The 17,369-nt window shown below is 60.1% G+C and carries 18 protein-coding genes; 5 read left to right on the forward strand and 13 right to left on the reverse strand.

All coding sequences use genetic code 11. From position 1 onward, the window contains the following. The gene (locus tag IF204_RS02360; protein ID WP_194094360.1) at positions 1 to 666 is read left to right on the forward strand and encodes an NAD(P)-dependent oxidoreductase; all 666 of its coding nucleotides are present in this window, start codon (positions 1 to 3) and stop codon (positions 664 to 666) included. A 78-nt stretch (positions 667 to 744) separates the two neighbouring features. Here the strand turns inward: IF204_RS02360 and phaZ are convergent, their stop codons facing one another. Next, positions 745 to 2,016 (reverse strand): polyhydroxyalkanoate depolymerase, encoded by a 1,272-nt coding sequence (gene phaZ / locus IF204_RS02365; protein ID WP_194094361.1) that lies wholly within the window; start codon positions 2,014 to 2,016, stop codon positions 745 to 747. Between the two features lie 96 nt (positions 2,017 to 2,112). Between phaZ and phaC the strand changes: the two genes are divergently transcribed. From phaC to IF204_RS02385, 4 genes are all read left to right on the forward strand, one after another. After that, positions 2,113 to 3,918, forward strand: coding sequence for a class I poly(R)-hydroxyalkanoic acid synthase (phaC, locus tag IF204_RS02370; RefSeq protein WP_407658882.1), 1,806 nt, complete (start codon positions 2,113 to 2,115; stop codon positions 3,916 to 3,918). 157 nt (positions 3,919 to 4,075) lie between these two features. Further along, complete coding sequence (locus IF204_RS02375; RefSeq protein ID WP_167637788.1) at positions 4,076 to 4,549, forward strand: phasin family protein; 474 nt, start codon at positions 4,076 to 4,078, stop codon at positions 4,547 to 4,549. A 141-nt stretch (positions 4,550 to 4,690) separates the two neighbouring features. Further along, positions 4,691 to 5,239 (forward strand): polyhydroxyalkanoate synthesis repressor PhaR, encoded by a 549-nt coding sequence (gene phaR, locus IF204_RS02380; RefSeq protein WP_167637789.1) that lies wholly within the window; start codon positions 4,691 to 4,693, stop codon positions 5,237 to 5,239. A 30-nt stretch (positions 5,240 to 5,269) separates the two neighbouring features. Continuing rightward, a complete protein-coding gene (locus IF204_RS02385) occupies positions 5,270 to 6,238 on the forward strand; it encodes a LysR family transcriptional regulator (protein ID WP_194094362.1) in 969 nt (322 codons plus the stop codon). On the opposite strand, the gene IF204_RS02390 is transcribed toward IF204_RS02385, so the two are convergent. From IF204_RS02390 to IF204_RS02445, 12 genes are all read right to left on the reverse strand, one after another. Beyond that, complete coding sequence (locus IF204_RS02390; RefSeq protein ID WP_194094363.1) at positions 6,226 to 7,413, reverse strand: DegT/DnrJ/EryC1/StrS family aminotransferase; 1,188 nt, start codon at positions 7,411 to 7,413, stop codon at positions 6,226 to 6,228. The genes IF204_RS02385 and IF204_RS02390 overlap by 13 nt on opposite strands. Positions 7,414 to 7,495: 82 nt before the next feature. Further along, entirely contained in the window at positions 7,496 to 8,800 is a 1,305-nt protein-coding gene (locus IF204_RS02395) for an NAD(P)/FAD-dependent oxidoreductase (RefSeq protein WP_194094365.1), read from the reverse strand. Beyond that, entirely contained in the window at positions 8,797 to 9,021 is a 225-nt protein-coding gene (locus IF204_RS02400) for a hypothetical protein (protein ID WP_194094367.1), read from the reverse strand. The genes IF204_RS02395 and IF204_RS02400 overlap by 4 nt, the downstream gene beginning before the upstream one ends. Beyond that, on the reverse strand, positions 9,021 to 10,379 hold the full coding sequence (locus IF204_RS02405) for a glutamine synthetase family protein (protein WP_194094369.1): 1,359 nt from the start codon (positions 10,377 to 10,379) through the stop codon (positions 9,021 to 9,023). Before IF204_RS02405 ends, IF204_RS02400 begins: the two co-directional genes overlap by 1 nt. Beyond that, entirely contained in the window at positions 10,376 to 11,062 is a 687-nt protein-coding gene (locus tag IF204_RS02410; RefSeq protein WP_194094371.1) for a type 1 glutamine amidotransferase, read from the reverse strand. The genes IF204_RS02405 and IF204_RS02410 overlap by 4 nt, the downstream gene beginning before the upstream one ends. A gap of 28 nt (positions 11,063 to 11,090) precedes the next feature. Continuing rightward, a complete protein-coding gene (locus IF204_RS02415) occupies positions 11,091 to 12,422 on the reverse strand; it encodes a glutamine synthetase family protein (protein WP_194094373.1) in 1,332 nt (443 codons plus the stop codon). 181 nt (positions 12,423 to 12,603) lie between these two features. Continuing rightward, the gene (locus IF204_RS02420; protein ID WP_194094375.1) at positions 12,604 to 13,410 is read right to left on the reverse strand and encodes an ABC transporter permease; all 807 of its coding nucleotides are present in this window, start codon (positions 13,408 to 13,410) and stop codon (positions 12,604 to 12,606) included. After that, positions 13,410 to 14,282: an ABC transporter permease gene (locus IF204_RS02425; RefSeq protein WP_194094377.1), complete on the reverse strand. Its 873-nt coding sequence runs from the start codon at positions 14,280 to 14,282 to the stop codon at positions 13,410 to 13,412. Before IF204_RS02425 ends, IF204_RS02420 begins: the two co-directional genes overlap by 1 nt. Positions 14,283 to 14,333: 51 nt before the next feature. Continuing rightward, complete coding sequence (locus IF204_RS02430) at positions 14,334 to 15,056, reverse strand: transporter substrate-binding domain-containing protein (protein WP_167637799.1); 723 nt, start codon at positions 15,054 to 15,056, stop codon at positions 14,334 to 14,336. 115 nt (positions 15,057 to 15,171) lie between these two features. Beyond that, complete coding sequence (locus tag IF204_RS02435; protein WP_322743249.1) at positions 15,172 to 15,945, reverse strand: ABC transporter ATP-binding protein; 774 nt, start codon at positions 15,943 to 15,945, stop codon at positions 15,172 to 15,174. A 147-nt stretch (positions 15,946 to 16,092) separates the two neighbouring features. Beyond that, a complete protein-coding gene (locus IF204_RS02440; RefSeq protein ID WP_167637801.1) occupies positions 16,093 to 16,530 on the reverse strand; it encodes a tellurite resistance TerB family protein in 438 nt (145 codons plus the stop codon). Positions 16,531 to 16,572: 42 nt separating this feature from the next. After that, positions 16,573 to 17,355, reverse strand: coding sequence for a 23S rRNA (adenine(2030)-N(6))-methyltransferase RlmJ (locus IF204_RS02445; protein ID WP_194094381.1), 783 nt, complete (start codon positions 17,353 to 17,355; stop codon positions 16,573 to 16,575). Positions 17,356 to 17,369 lie beyond the last annotated feature (14 nt).

The raw sequence follows: 17,369 nt of genomic DNA on the forward strand, positions 1-17,369 counted from the left end.
ATGAAGCGTGTTTGTATTATTGGAATTTCGGGAAAACTCGGCCGCTACATGGCGCAGGAGGCGCTGGATCGCGGGTATGAGGTGCACGGTGTTTGTCGACCCGAGAGTGTGGGCAAGCTGGCCGATATCGCGGATCGCATCACGGTATTTCCGGCGCGGACGGACGATGCTGAGGTTGTCGCGGAAGCGGTAAAGGGATGCGACGGCGTGCTGACGGTGCTCGTGCCTTGGGGCGTGAATGACTATGCGTCGGGAACGGCGCGGGCGGTGCTGGAGAACGCGGAGCCGGATGCGCGGCTGGTGTTTTCCTGCGGTTGGCACATCAGCCGCGACGGGCAGGACGTCTATTCGATGAAACTGAAAATGATCGTTGCGGTGTTCGGAAGGGTCGCCAAATGGCTGCGTGCTGCCGACCTTGATGACCAGGTGAGGGCGACGGATATGATCTTTGCCTCGGACCGTGACTGGACGGTTGTTCGCGGCTCGAACCTTGAGGAGGGGCCGAGTGAAGGGTTGCCCGTCTGGGCAGAACACGTCGGCGATCCGGTACTTGCTGCGAACATCACGCGGCGGGTGGATTTCGCGAAGTTCATGGTTCACGCGCTGACCGACGATACGCTGATCAGGCAGGCGCCTGCCATCGTGAGCGGCGTTCGGAGAGTGTGAAGGGCGGGGGAGGGGCTCTGCCCCTCTGGCGCTTTGCGCCATTCACCCCGAGGTATTTTTGTCAGCGTGAAGCTGGGGTCACACCGCAACGACAGACGGTTTCGGGCGGGCCGCCGGTTCCGAGTTCGCGTCGATGAAATTGAGTACGAGCGGGCGGATGTTGTTGCGCCAGCTGCCGCCTGCAAAGATGCCATAGTGACCGGCGCCGGGCTCGACGTGCCAAGCTTTCTTCTCTTCCGGCAGGCCGGTGAGGAGGTCGAGCGCAGCTTTACACTGGCCAGGCGCCGAGATGTCGTCTTTTTCGCCCTCGACGGTTTTGACCGCGACGGTGGTGATCTTACCGATGTCGATGGTGTGGCCGTTGACGGTGAATTCGTTCTGGGCGATCTCGCGGCCTTTGAAGACGCGCTCGACAGTCGAGAGGTAGAATTCGGCGGTCATGTCCATCACAGCGAGGTATTCGTCGTAGAAGACGTTGTGCTTGTCGTGGTCGCTGGCCTCGCCTTTGGCGACGCGGAAGATCTGGTCCTGGAACGCTTTGGCGTGGGTGGCCGCATTCATCGAGATGAACGACGTCAGCTGCAGCAGACCCGGATAGACCTTGCGGCCAACGCCGCGGTATTTCATGCCGACGCGCTGGATCATGGTCTGTTCGAGCTGGCCCATGGTGACCGAGCGGCCGAAGTCGGTGACTTCGGTGTGGTTCGCTTCGGGGTCGATCGGGCCGCCGATGAGCGTCAGCGAGCGCGGCTGTGCTGCCGGATCAAGCTCTGCAAGGTATGCGGTTGCGGCGAGCGTCAGAGGTGCGGGCTGGCACACTGCGATGACGTGGATGTCGCTCCCGAGTTGTTTCATGAAGTCGACGAGGTAGAGGGTGTAATCTTCTACGTCGAACTTGCCTTCGCTGACGGGAATGTCGCGGGCATTGTGCCAGTCTGTGATGTAGACTTCACAATCGGGCAGCAGACTGATCACCGTTTTGCGCAGCAGCGTAGCATAGTGGCCCGACATCGGGGCGACCAGCAGTACGCGGCGCTTTTTCGGTTTGCGGTTATGGACCTTGAAGTGGATGAGATCGCCGAACGGGCGGCTGACGATGGTTTCGACCGTGACGAGGTGGTCGCGGTGGTCATCGTTGCTGGAAATCGAGGGGATGCCCCAGTCGGGTTTGGCGACCATGCGTTCGAACGAACGTTCGGTGACTTCGCCCCATGCGCCGAGCCATTCCACAAGCGGATTGGCGGTCATTGCCATCGCAGGGTAGGCGGCAAATGCGCGCGCAGATGCACCAAGCCATTGATTTGTGTTTCGCACGCTTTCCATAAAGTCGTAGGTGTACATATACTTCATGTTGACGTCTCCATGTCGCACGGGGGCTCAAGCGCAGCATTCACTCATGACGGAAGTCACATGCTGCATGTGCAAAAGTAAGGTGAGGAGTAGCCCGTGACAACTGATGATTTGACCGAAGACGGTGTTGGCAAGGCTGAACTCGCGAAGCTCGAAGCGAATATGGCGCGAATTGAAGAGCTTACGGCGCGCATCGGAAAAGCGTTTGCGACTAAAAGACACGTGCCGCAGGCGTTGCAAGGACCGGGGCAGGAGCTCTATTTCAAAGCCGCTGTGAACTATTGGGCCGATGCTGTGAAAGATCCGGCCAAGGTTTTCGAGCAGCAGGTGTCCTATTGGGGCAAGGCGCTGCATCACTATATCGAAGCGCAGCAAGCCTTTGCCAAAGGCACGTTCGAAGCGCCGCTGGATTGTCTTCCGGAAGATCGCCGGTTTTCGAACCCGCTATGGAAATCGCACCCCTATTTCAACTTCATCAAGCAGCAGTATCAGATACAGGCACAGGCGATCACGACCGCCGTGGACGAAATTGACGGGCTGGATGAGGTCGAACGTCAGCGCCTTCGCTATTTCAGCGCGCAGATCGTGGACATGATGTGTCCGACCAACTTCCTGCCGACCAACCCCGACGCGCTGCAAAAGGCGCTGGAGACGGAAGGGCAGAGCCTTGTGGACGGTCTTGAGAACCTCGTGCGCGATCTGGAAGCCAACAACGGCGAGTTGGTCGTATCGCTGGCTGATGGCACCGCATTCCAAGTCGGCGAGAACATAGGCGCGTCCGAAGGCAAGGTCGTGTTCCAGAACCACCTTTTCGAACTGATCCAGTACAGCCCGACGACAGAGCAGGTGCACACCACGCCGCTGCTGATCTTCCCGCCGTGGATCAACCGTTTCTATATCCTTGACCTCAAACCCAAAAACTCGCTGGTCAAATGGATCGTGGATCAGGGCTTCACGCTCTTTGTGGTGTCGTGGAAGAATCCCGATGCGAGCTACCGCGATACCGGCATGTCGGACTACGTGCAGGACGGTTACCTCACCGCGATTGATCAGGTGAAGGACATCTGCGGCGTCAAAAAGATCAACACCATTGGCTATTGTATCGCGGGTACCACGCTGTCGCTGACGCTGGCGCTGATGAAGCAGGAGAAGGACAAGTCGGTCAACTCGGCGACGTTCTTTACCACGCTCACCGATTTCGAGGATCAGGGCGAGTTCGGCGTGTTCCTCACCGACGATTTCGTGGACGGCATCGAAGAAGAGTCGATGGCAAAAGGCGTGCTCGAAAGCTTCTACATGTCGCGGACCTTCAGCTATCTGCGGTCCCGCGATCTGATCTATGGCCCTGCGATCAAGAGCTACATGATGGGCGAGGCGCCGCCCGCGTTCGACCTCTTGTTCTGGAACGGTGACGGCACGAACCTGCCCGCCAAGATGGCGGTCGAGTACCTGCGTGGTCTTTGCCAGAAAAACCAGTTCGCCCGCGAAGGGTTCGAGGTTGCCGACCATCTGGTGAAGCTCGCCGAGGTCGATGTGCCGCTCTGCGCCATCGCTTGTGACACCGACCACATCGCCGCGTGGAAGGCCTCCTATCAGGGCGTCCAGCAGATGGGATCGAAGGACAAGACGTTCATCCTCTCCGAAAGCGGCCATATCGCAGGCATCGTGAATCCTCCCTCCAAAGGCAAATACGGACACTGGACGAACGACGACCTGTCCTTGTCGCCAGAGGACTGGAAAGCCGGTGCCGAGAAGCACTCTGGCACATGGTGGCCCCGCTGGGGAGAGTGGCTGGCGTCCAAGTCCGGCAAGATGATCGACGCCCGTCATCCCGGCGATTCGGGCCGCGAAACGCTTGGTGATGCACCCGGCACTTACGTTAGGGAACACCCCGAGCTTTAGAACGTATGCTCTAAGCCCTTGTAATGACTGCGGTGCAGAAAATTAATTGCTGCACCGCAGAAAAATCCTTGAAATGCTGCAGCGCAGCAACCATACTCTTAGACAAGATGATGAACGCGGCCACCGCCGCAGAACACCTAGTTTAAAGGGTAGAGACATGACCAACGATTTCACCGCCTACTTCAAAGACATGATGGGTGCTTTCCCGATGGACACCAAGTCGATGGAAGCTGCCATCAAGAGCCAGACCGCTCTTGCTGAAAAGATGTCGGCTGTCGCTATCGAGGCTGCTCACAAGTCGACCGAACTTTCGGCCAAGTGGACCCACGAGACCCTGACCAAGATGGCTGATGTCACCGCGGTTAAGGAAGATCCGTCGGACTACGCCAAGTCGATGACCGATTTCGCTTCGGCTTCGGCTGAATCGGCTGCCGAGCACATGGCTGAATTCGCCGAAATCGCCAAGAAAGTTCAGACCGAAACTCTCGAACTGATGATGGCTGCTGGCAAGTCGGTGTCGGAAGACATGACCAACGCTGCACAAAAAGCTCAGGCCGAAATGACTGCTGCTGCCAAGAAGGCCAGCACTCAGGCTGCTGCTACCACCAAGAAGGCAGCCGCAACTGCCTAATCGGGTCTCCCGACCTTTCCTCCTCCCTTGTGGTCGGGCCCAAGAAGGCGAGCTGTTCACAGCTCGCCTTTTTCTTTTGCTTTCCTTTTAAGAAATTCCCCCCTACGCTTTCTGCATTGCCGCACACGTTGGGAGGGTTCCGTGGTCGACACAGAAAAGCCGCTGCTTATCAAGCGTTACGCAAGCCGTCGTTTGTACAACACCGAAACCAGCGACTACGTTACGCTCGAAGACATTGCGACGTTCATCCGTGACGGGCGTGAGGTGCAGATCGTCGACCTCAAGTCCGGCGATGATCTGACCCGCCAGTATCTTCTTCAAATCATTGCAGAACACGAAAGCCGCGGCGAAAGCGTGCTGCCCGTAGATGTGCTGACCGATCTGGTCCGTAGCTACACCAGCTCCGCCTCGACCATCGTGCCGCAGTTCCTCGCCGCGTCGTTCGAAATGCTCCGCGAGAGCCAATCGAAGATGATGGAAAACATGTCGATGACGAACCCGATGACCAAGGTTCCGGGCTTCGAGGCGCTGCAGGCGCAGCAAGCGGCATTCTTCAAGGCGATGACCGGCGGAATGATGAACGGCTCGTCCGGTCCCGAGATGGAAACGGGCGAAGCGCCGTCCGATCTCGATCAGATCAAGAAACAGCTCGCCGAACTTCAGGCCCAGCTTTTGAAGATGGGCAAATAAGCCTTTCGGGCGCCGCATCGGGACGAAACCATGGTTGCTTCAGCCGGTCGTATCACCCTTTGGGGCGTCGAAGTCTTCGTCGCAACTGCGGACGAAGCATCCATCTCGGCAGCAGCGCGGCGGCTCGGGTCGTCGGCTGCGACCGTCAGCCAGCAGCTCAGCAACCTCGAGACTGCGATCGGCGCCACTCTTCTGAACCGCAACGAACGACCCATCACGCTCACCCAAGCGGGCGAGATGTTCCTGCGGCGTGCGCATACGATCCTGAATGAAGCCGATCAGGCCAAGCAGGAGCTTGCGACCGCAGAATACGGCCTGATGCGGCTGCGGGTCGGGATGATCGAGGACTTTGAGACAGACGTCACGCCGCGCCTTTTGGCGGACATGGCGCAAAGCTGGAGCAACTGCCAGTTCCTGCTGGAAACGGGTCCGTCGCATCGTCTGCACGATATGCTCGAACAGCGTGCGCTGGATGTGATCGTCGCCGCCGATGTTGGCCTGCCGTCCGAGGGGATGGAGCAGCACCTGCTGATGGAGGAGCCGTTCGTCATCGCCGCGCCCAAAGGAATGCTGCATTCCGGCGATGCGCTGGCCGACCTCAAGGGCCTACCGATGATCCGCTACACGACGCGGCACCACATGGGGCAGGTGATCGCGACACACCTTGCGCGGCACAACGTCACCGAAACGCACCGTTTCGAACTGGACAGTTATCATGCGACGATGGCGATGGTGGCGAGCGGGGCAGGCTGGACGATCCTGACGCCGCTGGCGCTTCTCCGTGCCCGTCGGTTCAGCGATCAGATCGACGTGGGGCCGCTGCCCCTCGCGCCGTTGTCCCGCCAGATTACGCTGCTGGCCCGCCGTGGGCAGCTCAATGAAAAGCCTGCCGAAATTGCCGGCAGGCTCCGCACGTTATTGTCCGAAATGGTTCAAGGACCGGCGATTGCCGCGCACCCTTGGCTCGAAGGTCAGCTGACGGTTACTCAGGTACCGTAGGCCGCCTCGACCGAGGTCACCTCGTCGGCCGCATCAATCAGCGTCTGGGCCACGAGGTCGCATTCATCCAGCGTCAGGCGAGCGGGCAGGCGCACGTCACAAGCCTTCATCAGCATATCGCGGGTCATCGGCAGATCGCCTTGGCCGTCGAGAAACTGCCAGTTCCAGAACGCGCGGGCGTTGTCGCGGCTCGATCCGAAGACCTGCACCTTGATGCCGCGCGCAGCCGACGCATCAGAAAACGCCTTGATCGTCGCATCATCCATGCCGACCAGATTGAACTGGATCGAGTCCGGAGCACGCACTTCGCCCGGCAGCTTGTCGGGCACCTTCATCCACGGTGACTGGTTTAGACGGCGCGCAACGTGATCGTGGTTGCGGCGGCCGTCGACGACACGGCGCGGGATCTCGGGGATCTGGGCACGCACGAGCGCGGCGGACAGGTTGTTCAGGCGGGTGTTGTAGAGCGGAAGCTGGTTCTGCCAGCGCTCGAACGCCTCCTGCAGACCCATGTTTTTCTTCCAGTTATGCTCGTAGGCGCCGGACATGATGACGGCGCGAGCGATCAGATCGGGATCGTCAGTAACCATGATGCCACCTTCGCCCGCGTTCAGCAGCTTGTAGCTCTGGAAGCTGAAGCAGCCGATCTTGCCGATGGTGCCGATGTTCTTACCGTTCCATGTTGTGCCAAGGGAGTGGGCGGCGTCTTCGATGACAGGAATGCCGGCAGCGTCACAAGCCGCCATGATCGCGTCCATGTCGGAGGTGTGCCCGCGCATATGGCTGATGATGACCGCCTGAACTGTCGGCAGCTTGGCGTGGAAATCGTCGAGGTCGATGCGGTAGTTGTCGGCGCACTCGCACAGCACAGGCACGCAGTCGGCGTGAACGATCGACGACGGCACAGCGGCAAAGGTGAAGGCGGGGATCATAACGCGGCTGTCGCGGGGCAGGCCGAGCGCCTTCATCGACAGGAACAGCGCGGCAGAGCAGGACGCGACCGCGAGCGCGTATTTGGCACCGAGGAACTCCGCGAACTCCTGCTCCAGCAACTGCACGGGAGAACCTTCGTTCGTGTAACGGAAGAGGTCGCCGCTCGACAGGATGCGCTGCACTTCTTCGAGTGCGGCCGCGGGGATGGGTTCTGCGTCGTAAACGTTCGGCGGAAGTGTCATATTCAGAATTCCCGAAAACTCATTTCGGAAAAGCTAACACAGGGTTGGTAACATTTCTACGAAGGTTTGAATGTGTTCGCGGTTAACGGCCGATCCGGTCGCGCAGGTCGAAGGTGAACATTGCCAGCGCAAGGAGCGGACCTTGCCCGAACGGACCGAGCGGAAGTGGCGCAACGGGCAGCTTGGCCAGCGTGTCGAAGCGTTCGGCCTGACCCGCGACAGCCTCGGCCATCACTTTGCCAGCGAGGCCCGCGAGTGCAACGCCGTGACCCGAGTAGCCGCCGACCGAGAGAATGTTCGGTGCCACGCGGTTCGCATAGGGCAGGCGGGAGCGGGTGATGCCCAGCGTGCCGCCCCACGTATAATCGAAGCGCTTTGCCGCGAGTTGCGGGAACATGTCGGTCATCCGCTTGTGCAGCGCTTGATCCATGTTCTTGGGAAACTTGCGCGAGAAATTAGCGCGGCCGCCGAAAAGGAGACGTTTGTCGTCCGACAGGCGGAAGTAGTTCACCACCCACGAGGAATCGAACACGGCCACATCGCGGGCGAGGACGTCGAGCGCTTCGTCGCCCAGCGGCTCGGTCGCGCCGATGAAGCTGTTCACGGGCAAGGTTCGGGCGTCGGACGGCGTGTTGAGGCCGCGAATGTAGCCGTTGCCCGCAAGGATCACGTGATCCGCAGTCAGCTGGCCGTTCGGTGTGTGGATCACAGCGCGCGGGCCGGTGTCGATGCGCAGCGCCTCGGTCCGTTCAAAGATCGTCGCGCCGGCTTTCTCGGCCTCACGCGCGAGCGCCAGCACGTAGCGCAGCGGATGCACATGGCCCGCGTTCATGTCGAGCGTGCCGCTCCGGTAATTTTCGGTGCGGACGATGGCGCGCACTTCGCCGGTCGACAGGACGGACATACCGTGGGTCGGGTAGTGCTTATCGAGGTGGGCGACGTCCTCTTGGAACTCGGTCAGATCGCCGGAGCTGTCGCCATGCACGATCCCGGGTTTAAACCCTGCCTCGGGCGCATGTTCAGCGCAAAAATCGCGGACCATGAACGCCGCTTCTTGGCTCATCGCCCAGAGCGCCTTGGCATTGTCGAACCCGACGCGCTTTTCCAGCCAACGCTGGCCCTGATTAAAGTCGCTGCCGACCTGTCCGCCGTTGCGGCCGGACGCGCCCCAGCCCGCGCGGTGTGCTTCGATCACGGTCACATCAAACCCGCGCCGTGCCAGCTCCAGCGCTGCCCAGAGGCCGGTGAAACCCGCGCCAACGATGGCAACGTCCGTCTTGCGCATCCCTTTCAGCGAAGAGCGCTCCGGCGCAGGCGTGGCGGTCGCCGCATAGTAGGACGGCGGGAACGTCGCGATGGCGTCGTTGGCGTAAAGCGGATTGGTCATTCGCTCGCTTCCGGTTTGACGGTGAACTGCTGGGCTTTCACCTGCTTTGCGTCATCCGTTTTCGCATCGGGGCGATGGGCAACCACGCCATCCAGCGAAGCCGCGCCTTTCATCGATTTGAAGCCCGCTGCCTTGCGCGCCTGACCGCCGTGGCTCTTCATCCCGCTCGACAGGCCAACGGGTTTGACGATCTTGGTCGGGCGGCGCGGCGGCTTTGGCATCAGACGTTCAGCAGAAGGTGTTCGCGTTCCCACGGGCTGATGACCTGAAGGAATTCTTCGTACTCGGAGCGCTTCACGATCGAATAGACGCGCGCGAATTCTGGCCCCAGAATTTCGTGCAGTTTGGTTGCTTCGTCGAAGATGTCGAGCGCCGCGCCGATGTCGCGCGGGATATCCTCGTCGCCTTCGTAAGCGTCGCCCTTGAACGACGGGCCCGCCCGTTTTTCTTCCATCAGGCCAAGGTAGCCGCAGGCGAGCGATGCCGCGATGCCGAGGTAGGGGTTACAATCCATACCCGCGAGGCGGTTTTCAACGCGGCGCGCAGCAGGGCCCGACAGCGGAACGCGGATGCCGGTCGTGCGGTTGTCACGTCCCCAAGCGAGGTTGATCGGCGCAGCGTGGTCGCGCACATAGCGACGATAGCTGTTCACGTAAGGTGCAAGCACCGCGATGGCCGAGGGCAGGTGCGTTTGCAGGCCACCGATGAAGTGGAAGAACGCGTCCGTTTCACCGCCAGCGGGGCCGGAGAAAATGTTCTGGCCGGTTTCGCTGTCGAGCACCGAATGGTGGATGTGCATCGCGCTACCCGGCTCATCGGCAATCGGCTTGGCCATGAAAGTGGCAAAACAGTTGTGGCGCAGGGCAGCTTCGCGGATCAGGCGCTTGAAGAAGAACACTTCGTCAGCCAGCTTCACCGGATCGCCGTGGCGTAGGTTGATCTCCAGCTGGCCAGCGCCGCCTTCCTGCGTGATGCCGTCGATCTCAAAGCCTTGGGCTTCGGCAAAGTCGTAGATGTCGTCGATCACGGGGCCGAATTCGTCGACCGCCGTCATCGAGTATGCCTGACGCGCTGCAGCGGGGCGGCCCGAGCGGCCCATCATCGGTTCGATGTTCTTCGCGGGATCGAGGTTGCGGGCCACGAGGAAGAATTCCATCTCGGGCGCGACGACGGGCTCCCAGCCTTGCTTGTGATAGAGGTCAACCACGCGGGCCAGCACGTTGCGCGGCGCATAGGGGATCGGCTTGCCCTTGCGGTCGTAGGCGTCGTGGATCACCTGAAGCGTCCAGTCACCCGTCCACGGCGCAGCGGTCGCGGTGGACATGTCGGGGCGCAGGATCATGTCGCGCTCGATAAATCCTTCGTCGCCAGCCGCATCGCCCCATTCACCGGTGATGGTCTGGTAGAAGATGCTGTCGGGCAGGTGGAAGTATTCCTGCTTGCCGAACTTGCTGGCGGGCACGGCCTTGCCGCGGGCAATACCAGGCATGTCGGCAATGATGCACTCGACTTCGTCGAGGCGGCGATCGTTAAGGAATTCGCGGGCTGCTTCGGGGAGGTTCTCGGTCCAATCGCTCATGATGCGTGGTTCCTTTCTTTGAAGAAGGCACCGATCCTGCGGGCCATCAAATCCTTGTGGACGGGTTCGCCAACCTGAGCGACCGCCTCGTCCAATAATTGGTCCGGCACAACGCCGCGTCCACGTGTTTCGGCAAGCTGTTTGACAAAGCTGCCTTCGAATTCGGGGTGGGCTTGGACCGTGAAAATGTCATTGCCGTAAACAAGTGCGGCGTATTCGCAAAAATCGGAGGTGCCGCAAACCTGCGCGGTGTCCGGAAGGACCGAAATCTGGTCCTGATGCCATGCGTTCATGACGATGTCTTCGTCGCCGAATTTGTAGGTCTGGCGACCGACAGACCAGCCGTGCGGGTGCTTGACCACGGTGCCGCCCATCGCTTGCGCGATGATCTGGTGGCCAAAGCAGATGCCGACCATCGGCACCTTGGCCGCGTAGGTGTCGCGGATGAACTGCTCGAGCGGCTTGATGAACGGCAGGTCTTCGTAAGCGCCGTGGCGCGAGCCGGTCAGGATAAAGCCGTCGGCGGCGTGCGGACCGTCCGGAAAATCGAGGTCCACCACGTTCCAAGTCTCGTATTCGAAACCTTCGTTCGCCAGCAGCTTTTGGAAAAAGGTGTCGTAGTCTCCGGTTTCAGCGATGAGCGCATCCGGTGCGTGGCCGGTCTGCAGAATGCCGATTTTCATGTGTCACCAATGGGCGGCCCGATGGAGGTCAGACCGTATCAAGATAGAGTTCGAGTTTTTCCTCGTCCGACAGTTCGTCGAGGTAGAGCAGTTCCTGCCGCTTAGTCATAACAAGGTTATCGATCAAGAGACGCGGGAAGATCCGTTCAGCGAGGAAACTATGCTCGAAACGGTCGATTGCCAGTTCCCACGTGTCAGGAATCTGCGCCATCTCCTGTTCGTAGGCATTGCCGCTGATCGGCGGGGGCGGGGTCATCTGGTCTTCAATGCCCGTAAGCGCCGAACCCAGCACGGCCGCGAGGAACAGATACGGGTTCACATCGCCGCCCGCGACGCGGTGTTCGATGCGGCGCGCGGCAAGGCTGCCACCCGGAACGCGGATCGACGCGGTGCGGTTCTCATAGGCCCAGCAAATACCCGTAGGTGCGTGGCTTTCGGGAACGAGGCGCTCGTAGCTGTTGTCGTGCGGCGCGAAGCACAGCGCGAGGTCGGGAATACCGCGAAGGCAGCCCGCGATGGCTTGGCGCAATTCTTCGGTGCCTTCAAACGAGCCGTCGGCAAAGATGTTCTTGCCGTCTTTGTCGAGGATCGAGAAATGGACGTGCAGGCCGTTGCCCGCGTAGTCCTCGTAAGGCTTTGCCATGAAGGACGCCGCCATGCCGTGCTTTCGGGCGAGGCCGCGCACCAGCATTTTGAACAGGTAAGCGTCGTCCGCAGCCTTGAGCGCGTCTTCGACATGAACGAGGTTCATCTCGAACTGGCCGAGGCCGACTTCGGACGTTGCCGCTTCGGTCTCGATATCCATCGCCTCGCAGGCGTCGTAGAGATCGTTGAAGAAGTTATCGAATGCATCCAGCGCACGTAGCGACAGGATTTCCGCACCGGGGCGGCGCTTGCCTGAACGCGGGCTCTTCGGCTGTTGGATTTCCTTGCCGGAGTCGTCGATGAGATAGAACTCCATCTCGAACGCAACGACAGGAGTCCAGCCGCGCGCCTTGAAGCGGTCGACAACGCGGGCGAGCGCGTGACGCGGGTCACCATCGAATGGCGCGCCCTCTTCAGTGTACATCCACATCGGCAGGAGCGCCGACGGCGTCGCCAGCCAAGGCATCGGCACATAGCCGCGCTCGGTCGGGCGGAGAACGCCATCGGGATCACCGACTTCGAACACCAGCGGCGAGTCCTCAACGTCCTCGCCCCAGATATCGAGGTTCAGTACGGAGAGCGGGAAACGCATCCCGTCTTTTTCAATTTTACGGGCAAATCGGACCGGAACGCGTTTACCGCGCGCCTGTCCGTTCAGATCCGCAGCGCCCGCACGAATGCTGCGAACATGCGAATTCTCATCAAGCCAAGTCATACCTTCCACCCCAAGCGGGCTGCGGCCCCAGTGGAAAGTGCTGATACTGCACACCTAACGAGCGCGGGTTCCGCATGAACTCCGCCGACGTGGTCCGAACCTGGGCCTTTGATCCTATATGATCACTTTGTCGATCGGGCGTTTTCACACCATCGAAAAATTTGATCATAAATTGATCTTATTACCGTATCAGATTAAACCGCAAGCGAATTTTCTGCCGGCTCTCCTGCGGCATGTGCTTGTTCAGCTGCCTATTCACCAGTCCGAAGATGCCGATCACGGTGAGCGTCAGCAGCACGAAGAAGCCCGCGAGGATCGGGTAGGGGACGAACGGGTTGAACGTCTTGTCCGCGAAGTAGTTCGCGTAATAGAGCGCGTCGCCGTTCTGGCGCATCGCCGGAAAGCCCGAGAAGAACACCAGCGTCGTCGCGTGGAACAGGAAGATCGCTTCGTTCGTGTAGGCGGGCCACGCGAGGCGCAGCATGGTCGGGAAAGTGATGCGGCGGAAACGGGTCCAGCCGCGCATCCCGTAGGCGTCGGCGGCCTCGATATCACCCTTGGGGATCGAGCGGAGCGCACCGTAAAAAATCTCGGCTGAGTAGGCTGCGGTGTTCAAAAACAGCACCACAAGCGCGCCGAGCCATGCCGAGCTGAACGGCGAAAAGAACGGTGAGACGCCCTTGAGAGACAGGAACGCGAAGTAGGCAAAGAAGAACTGGATGAAGAGCGGCGAGCCGCGGAACAGCAGGATGAACGTGTTCGCCAATTTGCGCAGGATAACATTGTCGCCGGCCTTCGCCACTGCGGTCGCGACGGCAAGGAAGAACCCCAGCACCAGCGCGATCGCGCCGAAGTAGATGTTCCACAGCATGCCCGAGCCGATCAGCACGACCTGCTTGCAGATGGTGAAGTCGTCACGGGGCAGGAGGCGTTCGCCGATGCCGATGCTGCGCAGACCGTAGTCCTGAATGATGTCCCAGCAGCTCATTACGCGGCCTTTCTCTGGGCTTCGCCTGCGGCGGTGGCCTGTCCGTGGCTCAAGCGTGCGGAGATGCGCGCGAACACAATCTCGGAGACCTTGGTAAAGCAAAGATAGAAGATCAGCAGCGCGAGGAAGTACCAGACGCGCCAGTCACCATGCGGGTAGTCGGTAAAGCGCGGGGTCTTCTGACCGCCAAGCTCGCGGGCCCAATAAACGATGTCCTCGACGCCGAGCAGGAACAGCAGCGGGGTGGCCTTGATTAGCACCATCCACAGGTTCGACAGACCGGGGAGGGCATAGACCCACATCTGCGGCACAAGGATACGCCAGAACGACTGGCGCGGGGTCATGCCGTAGGCTTCGGCGGTTTCCATCTGGCCGCGCGGCACGGAACGCATGGCGCCGTAGATCACGTTGGCCGCAAAGGCGCCGAACACGATGGAAAAGGTCAGTACAGCGAGCATGAAGCCATAGCTTTCATGGACCCACTGCGGCGCATTGTTGAGCGGAAGTTTCGCCTCTGGACAGACGAGGAAGTCATTGCCCTGACGGATCGGCTGGTCCCAATCGGGACACTTCACCTGATGCCGCAGATACTCGAACAGCTGGTCGAGGGCGATGACGAAAAACAGGAAGAACGCGATGTCAGGAACGCCGCGGACAACAGCGATGTAGGTTTTGCCGAACCAGCGCGCCGGCGCGAATTTGCTGCGCGCAGCAGACGCGCCGCCGAAGCCGAACAGAAGGGCCATCGGAGCGGTAATTGCCAGAAGCAGAAGGACGGTGCCGAACGCCCAGTACATCGACATATGCTTGCCGGTGGTGAGGTAGCACCAGAGCCAGCTTAAACCGGCGAGAGTATCGGGATCAGAACACATCGCGTTTTCAAATAAAGGTGGGGGCAGCTAAATGCCGCCCCCGATCCGAGATTAGTAGGTGGTGGTCTCTTCGCCGAACCACTTGATCAGCAGCTCGTTAAGCGAACCGTCTTCTTTCATCGAAGTGATCGCTGCGTCGAACTTGTCCTTCAGCTCGGTGTCCGACTGGCGCAGACCCATGCCGATGCCACCGCCGAGCGGAACGTCTTCGCCAACGAACATCAGGTCGGCGTTTTCTTCGACGAACGGTGCAAGGAAGTCCTTGTCAGCGAAAACAGCGTCCGCTTCGCCGCTCATGACAGCTGCGAGGGTTTCGTCGCCGGTTGCGTATTCCAGCAGGGTCGCGCCGGTTTCAGCAACGTGAGCTGCCTGAATGGTCGATGCCTGAGCTGCAACGACGCCGCCTTCGAGGTCAGCGCTGTCCGACATAGCGACGTATGCCGAAGCGGTCGGCGGGTAGTAGTCCTGAGTGAACGAGATGACTTCAGCACGCTCGGCAGTGATCGACATGCCGGCCATGATGTTGTCGTAGTTGCCCGAGACGAGGTTCGGAATGATCGAATCCCAGTCGTTGGTGACCCACTCACAGGTCAGTTCTGCACGTGCGCAGAGCTCGTCGCCCAGTTCACGCTCGAAACCGTCGACTTCACCGGCGTCATTGATGAAGTTGTACGGCGCGTAAGCACCTTCGGTGCCCATGCGGACGACGTCTTGTGCGAAAGCAGCGGTCGAACCCAGAGCGACCAGTGCGGTGGTGAGAACAAGCTTTTTCATTTCTCTCTCCTTGTTGGGCCTTGCGGCCTTTGGGATGTCCGTTTGGCCGGACATCCGATTGAATTTATGTCTCCAGACTGACTATTCGCCTGTCTTGCGCAAGTGGTATCTCGCGTCACACAGGGGCGGAATGCGAAAGAAACTGTTGGAGGCGTTCCGACTTGGGCGATCCGAAGAGTTGCGCCGGTGCGCCTTCCTCTTCGATGCGGCCTTTGTGGAGGAATACGACGTGGTCGCTGACGTCATGGGCCATGCGCATGTCGTGGGTCACGATGATCATGGTGCGACCTTCTTGGGCAAGGCCCTTGATAACGCGAACGACTTCCTGTTCCAGCTCGGGGTCGAGCGCGGAAGTCGGTTCATCGAACAGCAGCGCCTTGGGCTCCATGCAGAGACCGCGGGCAATCGCCGCACGCTGCTGCTGGCCGCCCGAAAGTTGCGCGGGGTAGGCGTCGCACTTGTCGCCGATGCCGACCTTGTCGAGGTACTTGCGCGCGCTTGCCTCCACCTCGGCTTTGTCACGGCCAAGCACGGTGACAGGAGCTTCCATGACGTTCTGCAGGATCGTCATATGCGCCCAGAGGTTGAATTGCTGGAACACCATCGACAGGTTCGTGCGGATGCGTAGAAGCTGCTTGGTGTCGGCAGGACGGCGGTTCAGACCTTCGCCTTTCCAAGTGACCGGCTCACCGCTGAAGATCACCTCACCCTGCTGACTGTCCTCGAGCAGGTTGCAGCACCGCAGAAGCGTCGATTTGCCGGACCCCGAAGAGCCGATCAGCGAAATGACCTGTCCTGCCTCGGCGCGGATGTCCACGCCTTTCAGCACTTCGAGGTCACCATAGGATTTGTGCAGATTGCGTATCTCGATGACTGGCGGTGTCGTCACGTTGTTGTCTGTCCCTGTTGCACGCCGCAGTAGCACCGGATTCCCGGCTCCACGCAACATTCCCTGATGCGGCAGGTTAGGACGAATACAGCAGTCTGTGCAATGAATTCGCTCGAAAACGTGCAGTTGCCCAACCGGCAGGCAGTTTTACTGCCTTGTTAGGCTGAGGCGGATACGGTTGCTGTCCTGATCGGTCAAGCCCAGAAGCGGCGCAACCATACGCATAAGGGTATCTTCCTCCGGATCACGGTCTCCGTCGGTCAAAACGACTTCCCACATCGCGCGGATAACCCCTTCGCGTTTTTCGAGCGCAACCGACTCCTTGATAGCGCGGGTAAAGCGAACGGTATCCGGCGCCTCTGCTTCGATCTCCTCGCACTCGCGGCGCATCTTGGTCGCATCGAACGGCGAGAGGTCGAATTGTTTGGCCAGAATACGGTCGATCCGGTCGATTTCTTCAGGCGCATATTCACCGTCAGCGCGTGCAACGCGAACGAGAAGTGCCCCGATCGCCAGACGGGCATCGGTTTCGGTCAGAGGCGGTCGGGTCGGGGCGGTCAACTGCCGCAGAAGGTTGCTCAGCATAGGTTAGGTATAGGTGCGCAAATGCGGACCGAAAAGACCTGCTCACGACAAAGCGTTGTAAAGCGTCGTCAATCGGGCCATTTCGTCGCTCAGACCATAGGGGGCGTTTACGACGAACATGCCCGAGCCGACCATGCGGTGACCTTCACGGGCGGGCGGAAACTGGACCTCGTGCTTGATGCCGTCCGGGATCGCCTGCTCCAGCGCGCGGATCATCGGACGATGCAGACCATCGGTCAGGATCGGGTACCAGAGCATGATGACGCCGACATTCCACTTGCGATGAACGGTCTGGATCAGCCGCGCCATCGCGTCGTAATCGGTCTTCATCTCGTAGGACGGATCGATCAGCAGCACTCCGCGACGTGGATTGGGCGGGCAAAGCGCGTTGGCCATTTCAGCGCCGTCGCGCTTCTCGATCACCGACAGATTGCCAAGAACCTCGCGCAGCGCCTCGTTTTCGCGCGGATGCAGTTCAGCCAGACGCAAGCTATCCTCGGCACGCAGCAACTCGGATGCAATGAGCGGCGAGCCCGGGTAGGTGTTCGCCCCGTATTTTGCGCGCACCTCGGCCAACGCCTGCGCGTAAGGGTGATCCGCTTCGAACCAACCCAGTTTCTCGGCAATATCGATGCCCGCTTTCGCCTCGCCGGTCTTCACCGCTTCCGCCGAATCCAGTTCGTACAAACCGCGGCCCGCATGGGTTTCCATGTAGCTCAGCGGCTTGTCCTTCTTGGTCATATAAGCAAGCACCCAAGACAGCAACGCGTGCTTCTGGACGTCCGCCATATTACCGGCGTGATAGATGTGCTGATAGGAGAGCATGGCTGCTTTTGTGC

Source organism: Marivivens aquimaris (assembly GCF_015220045.1).
Lineage (GTDB): Bacteria > Pseudomonadota > Alphaproteobacteria > Rhodobacterales > Rhodobacteraceae > Marivivens > Marivivens aquimaris.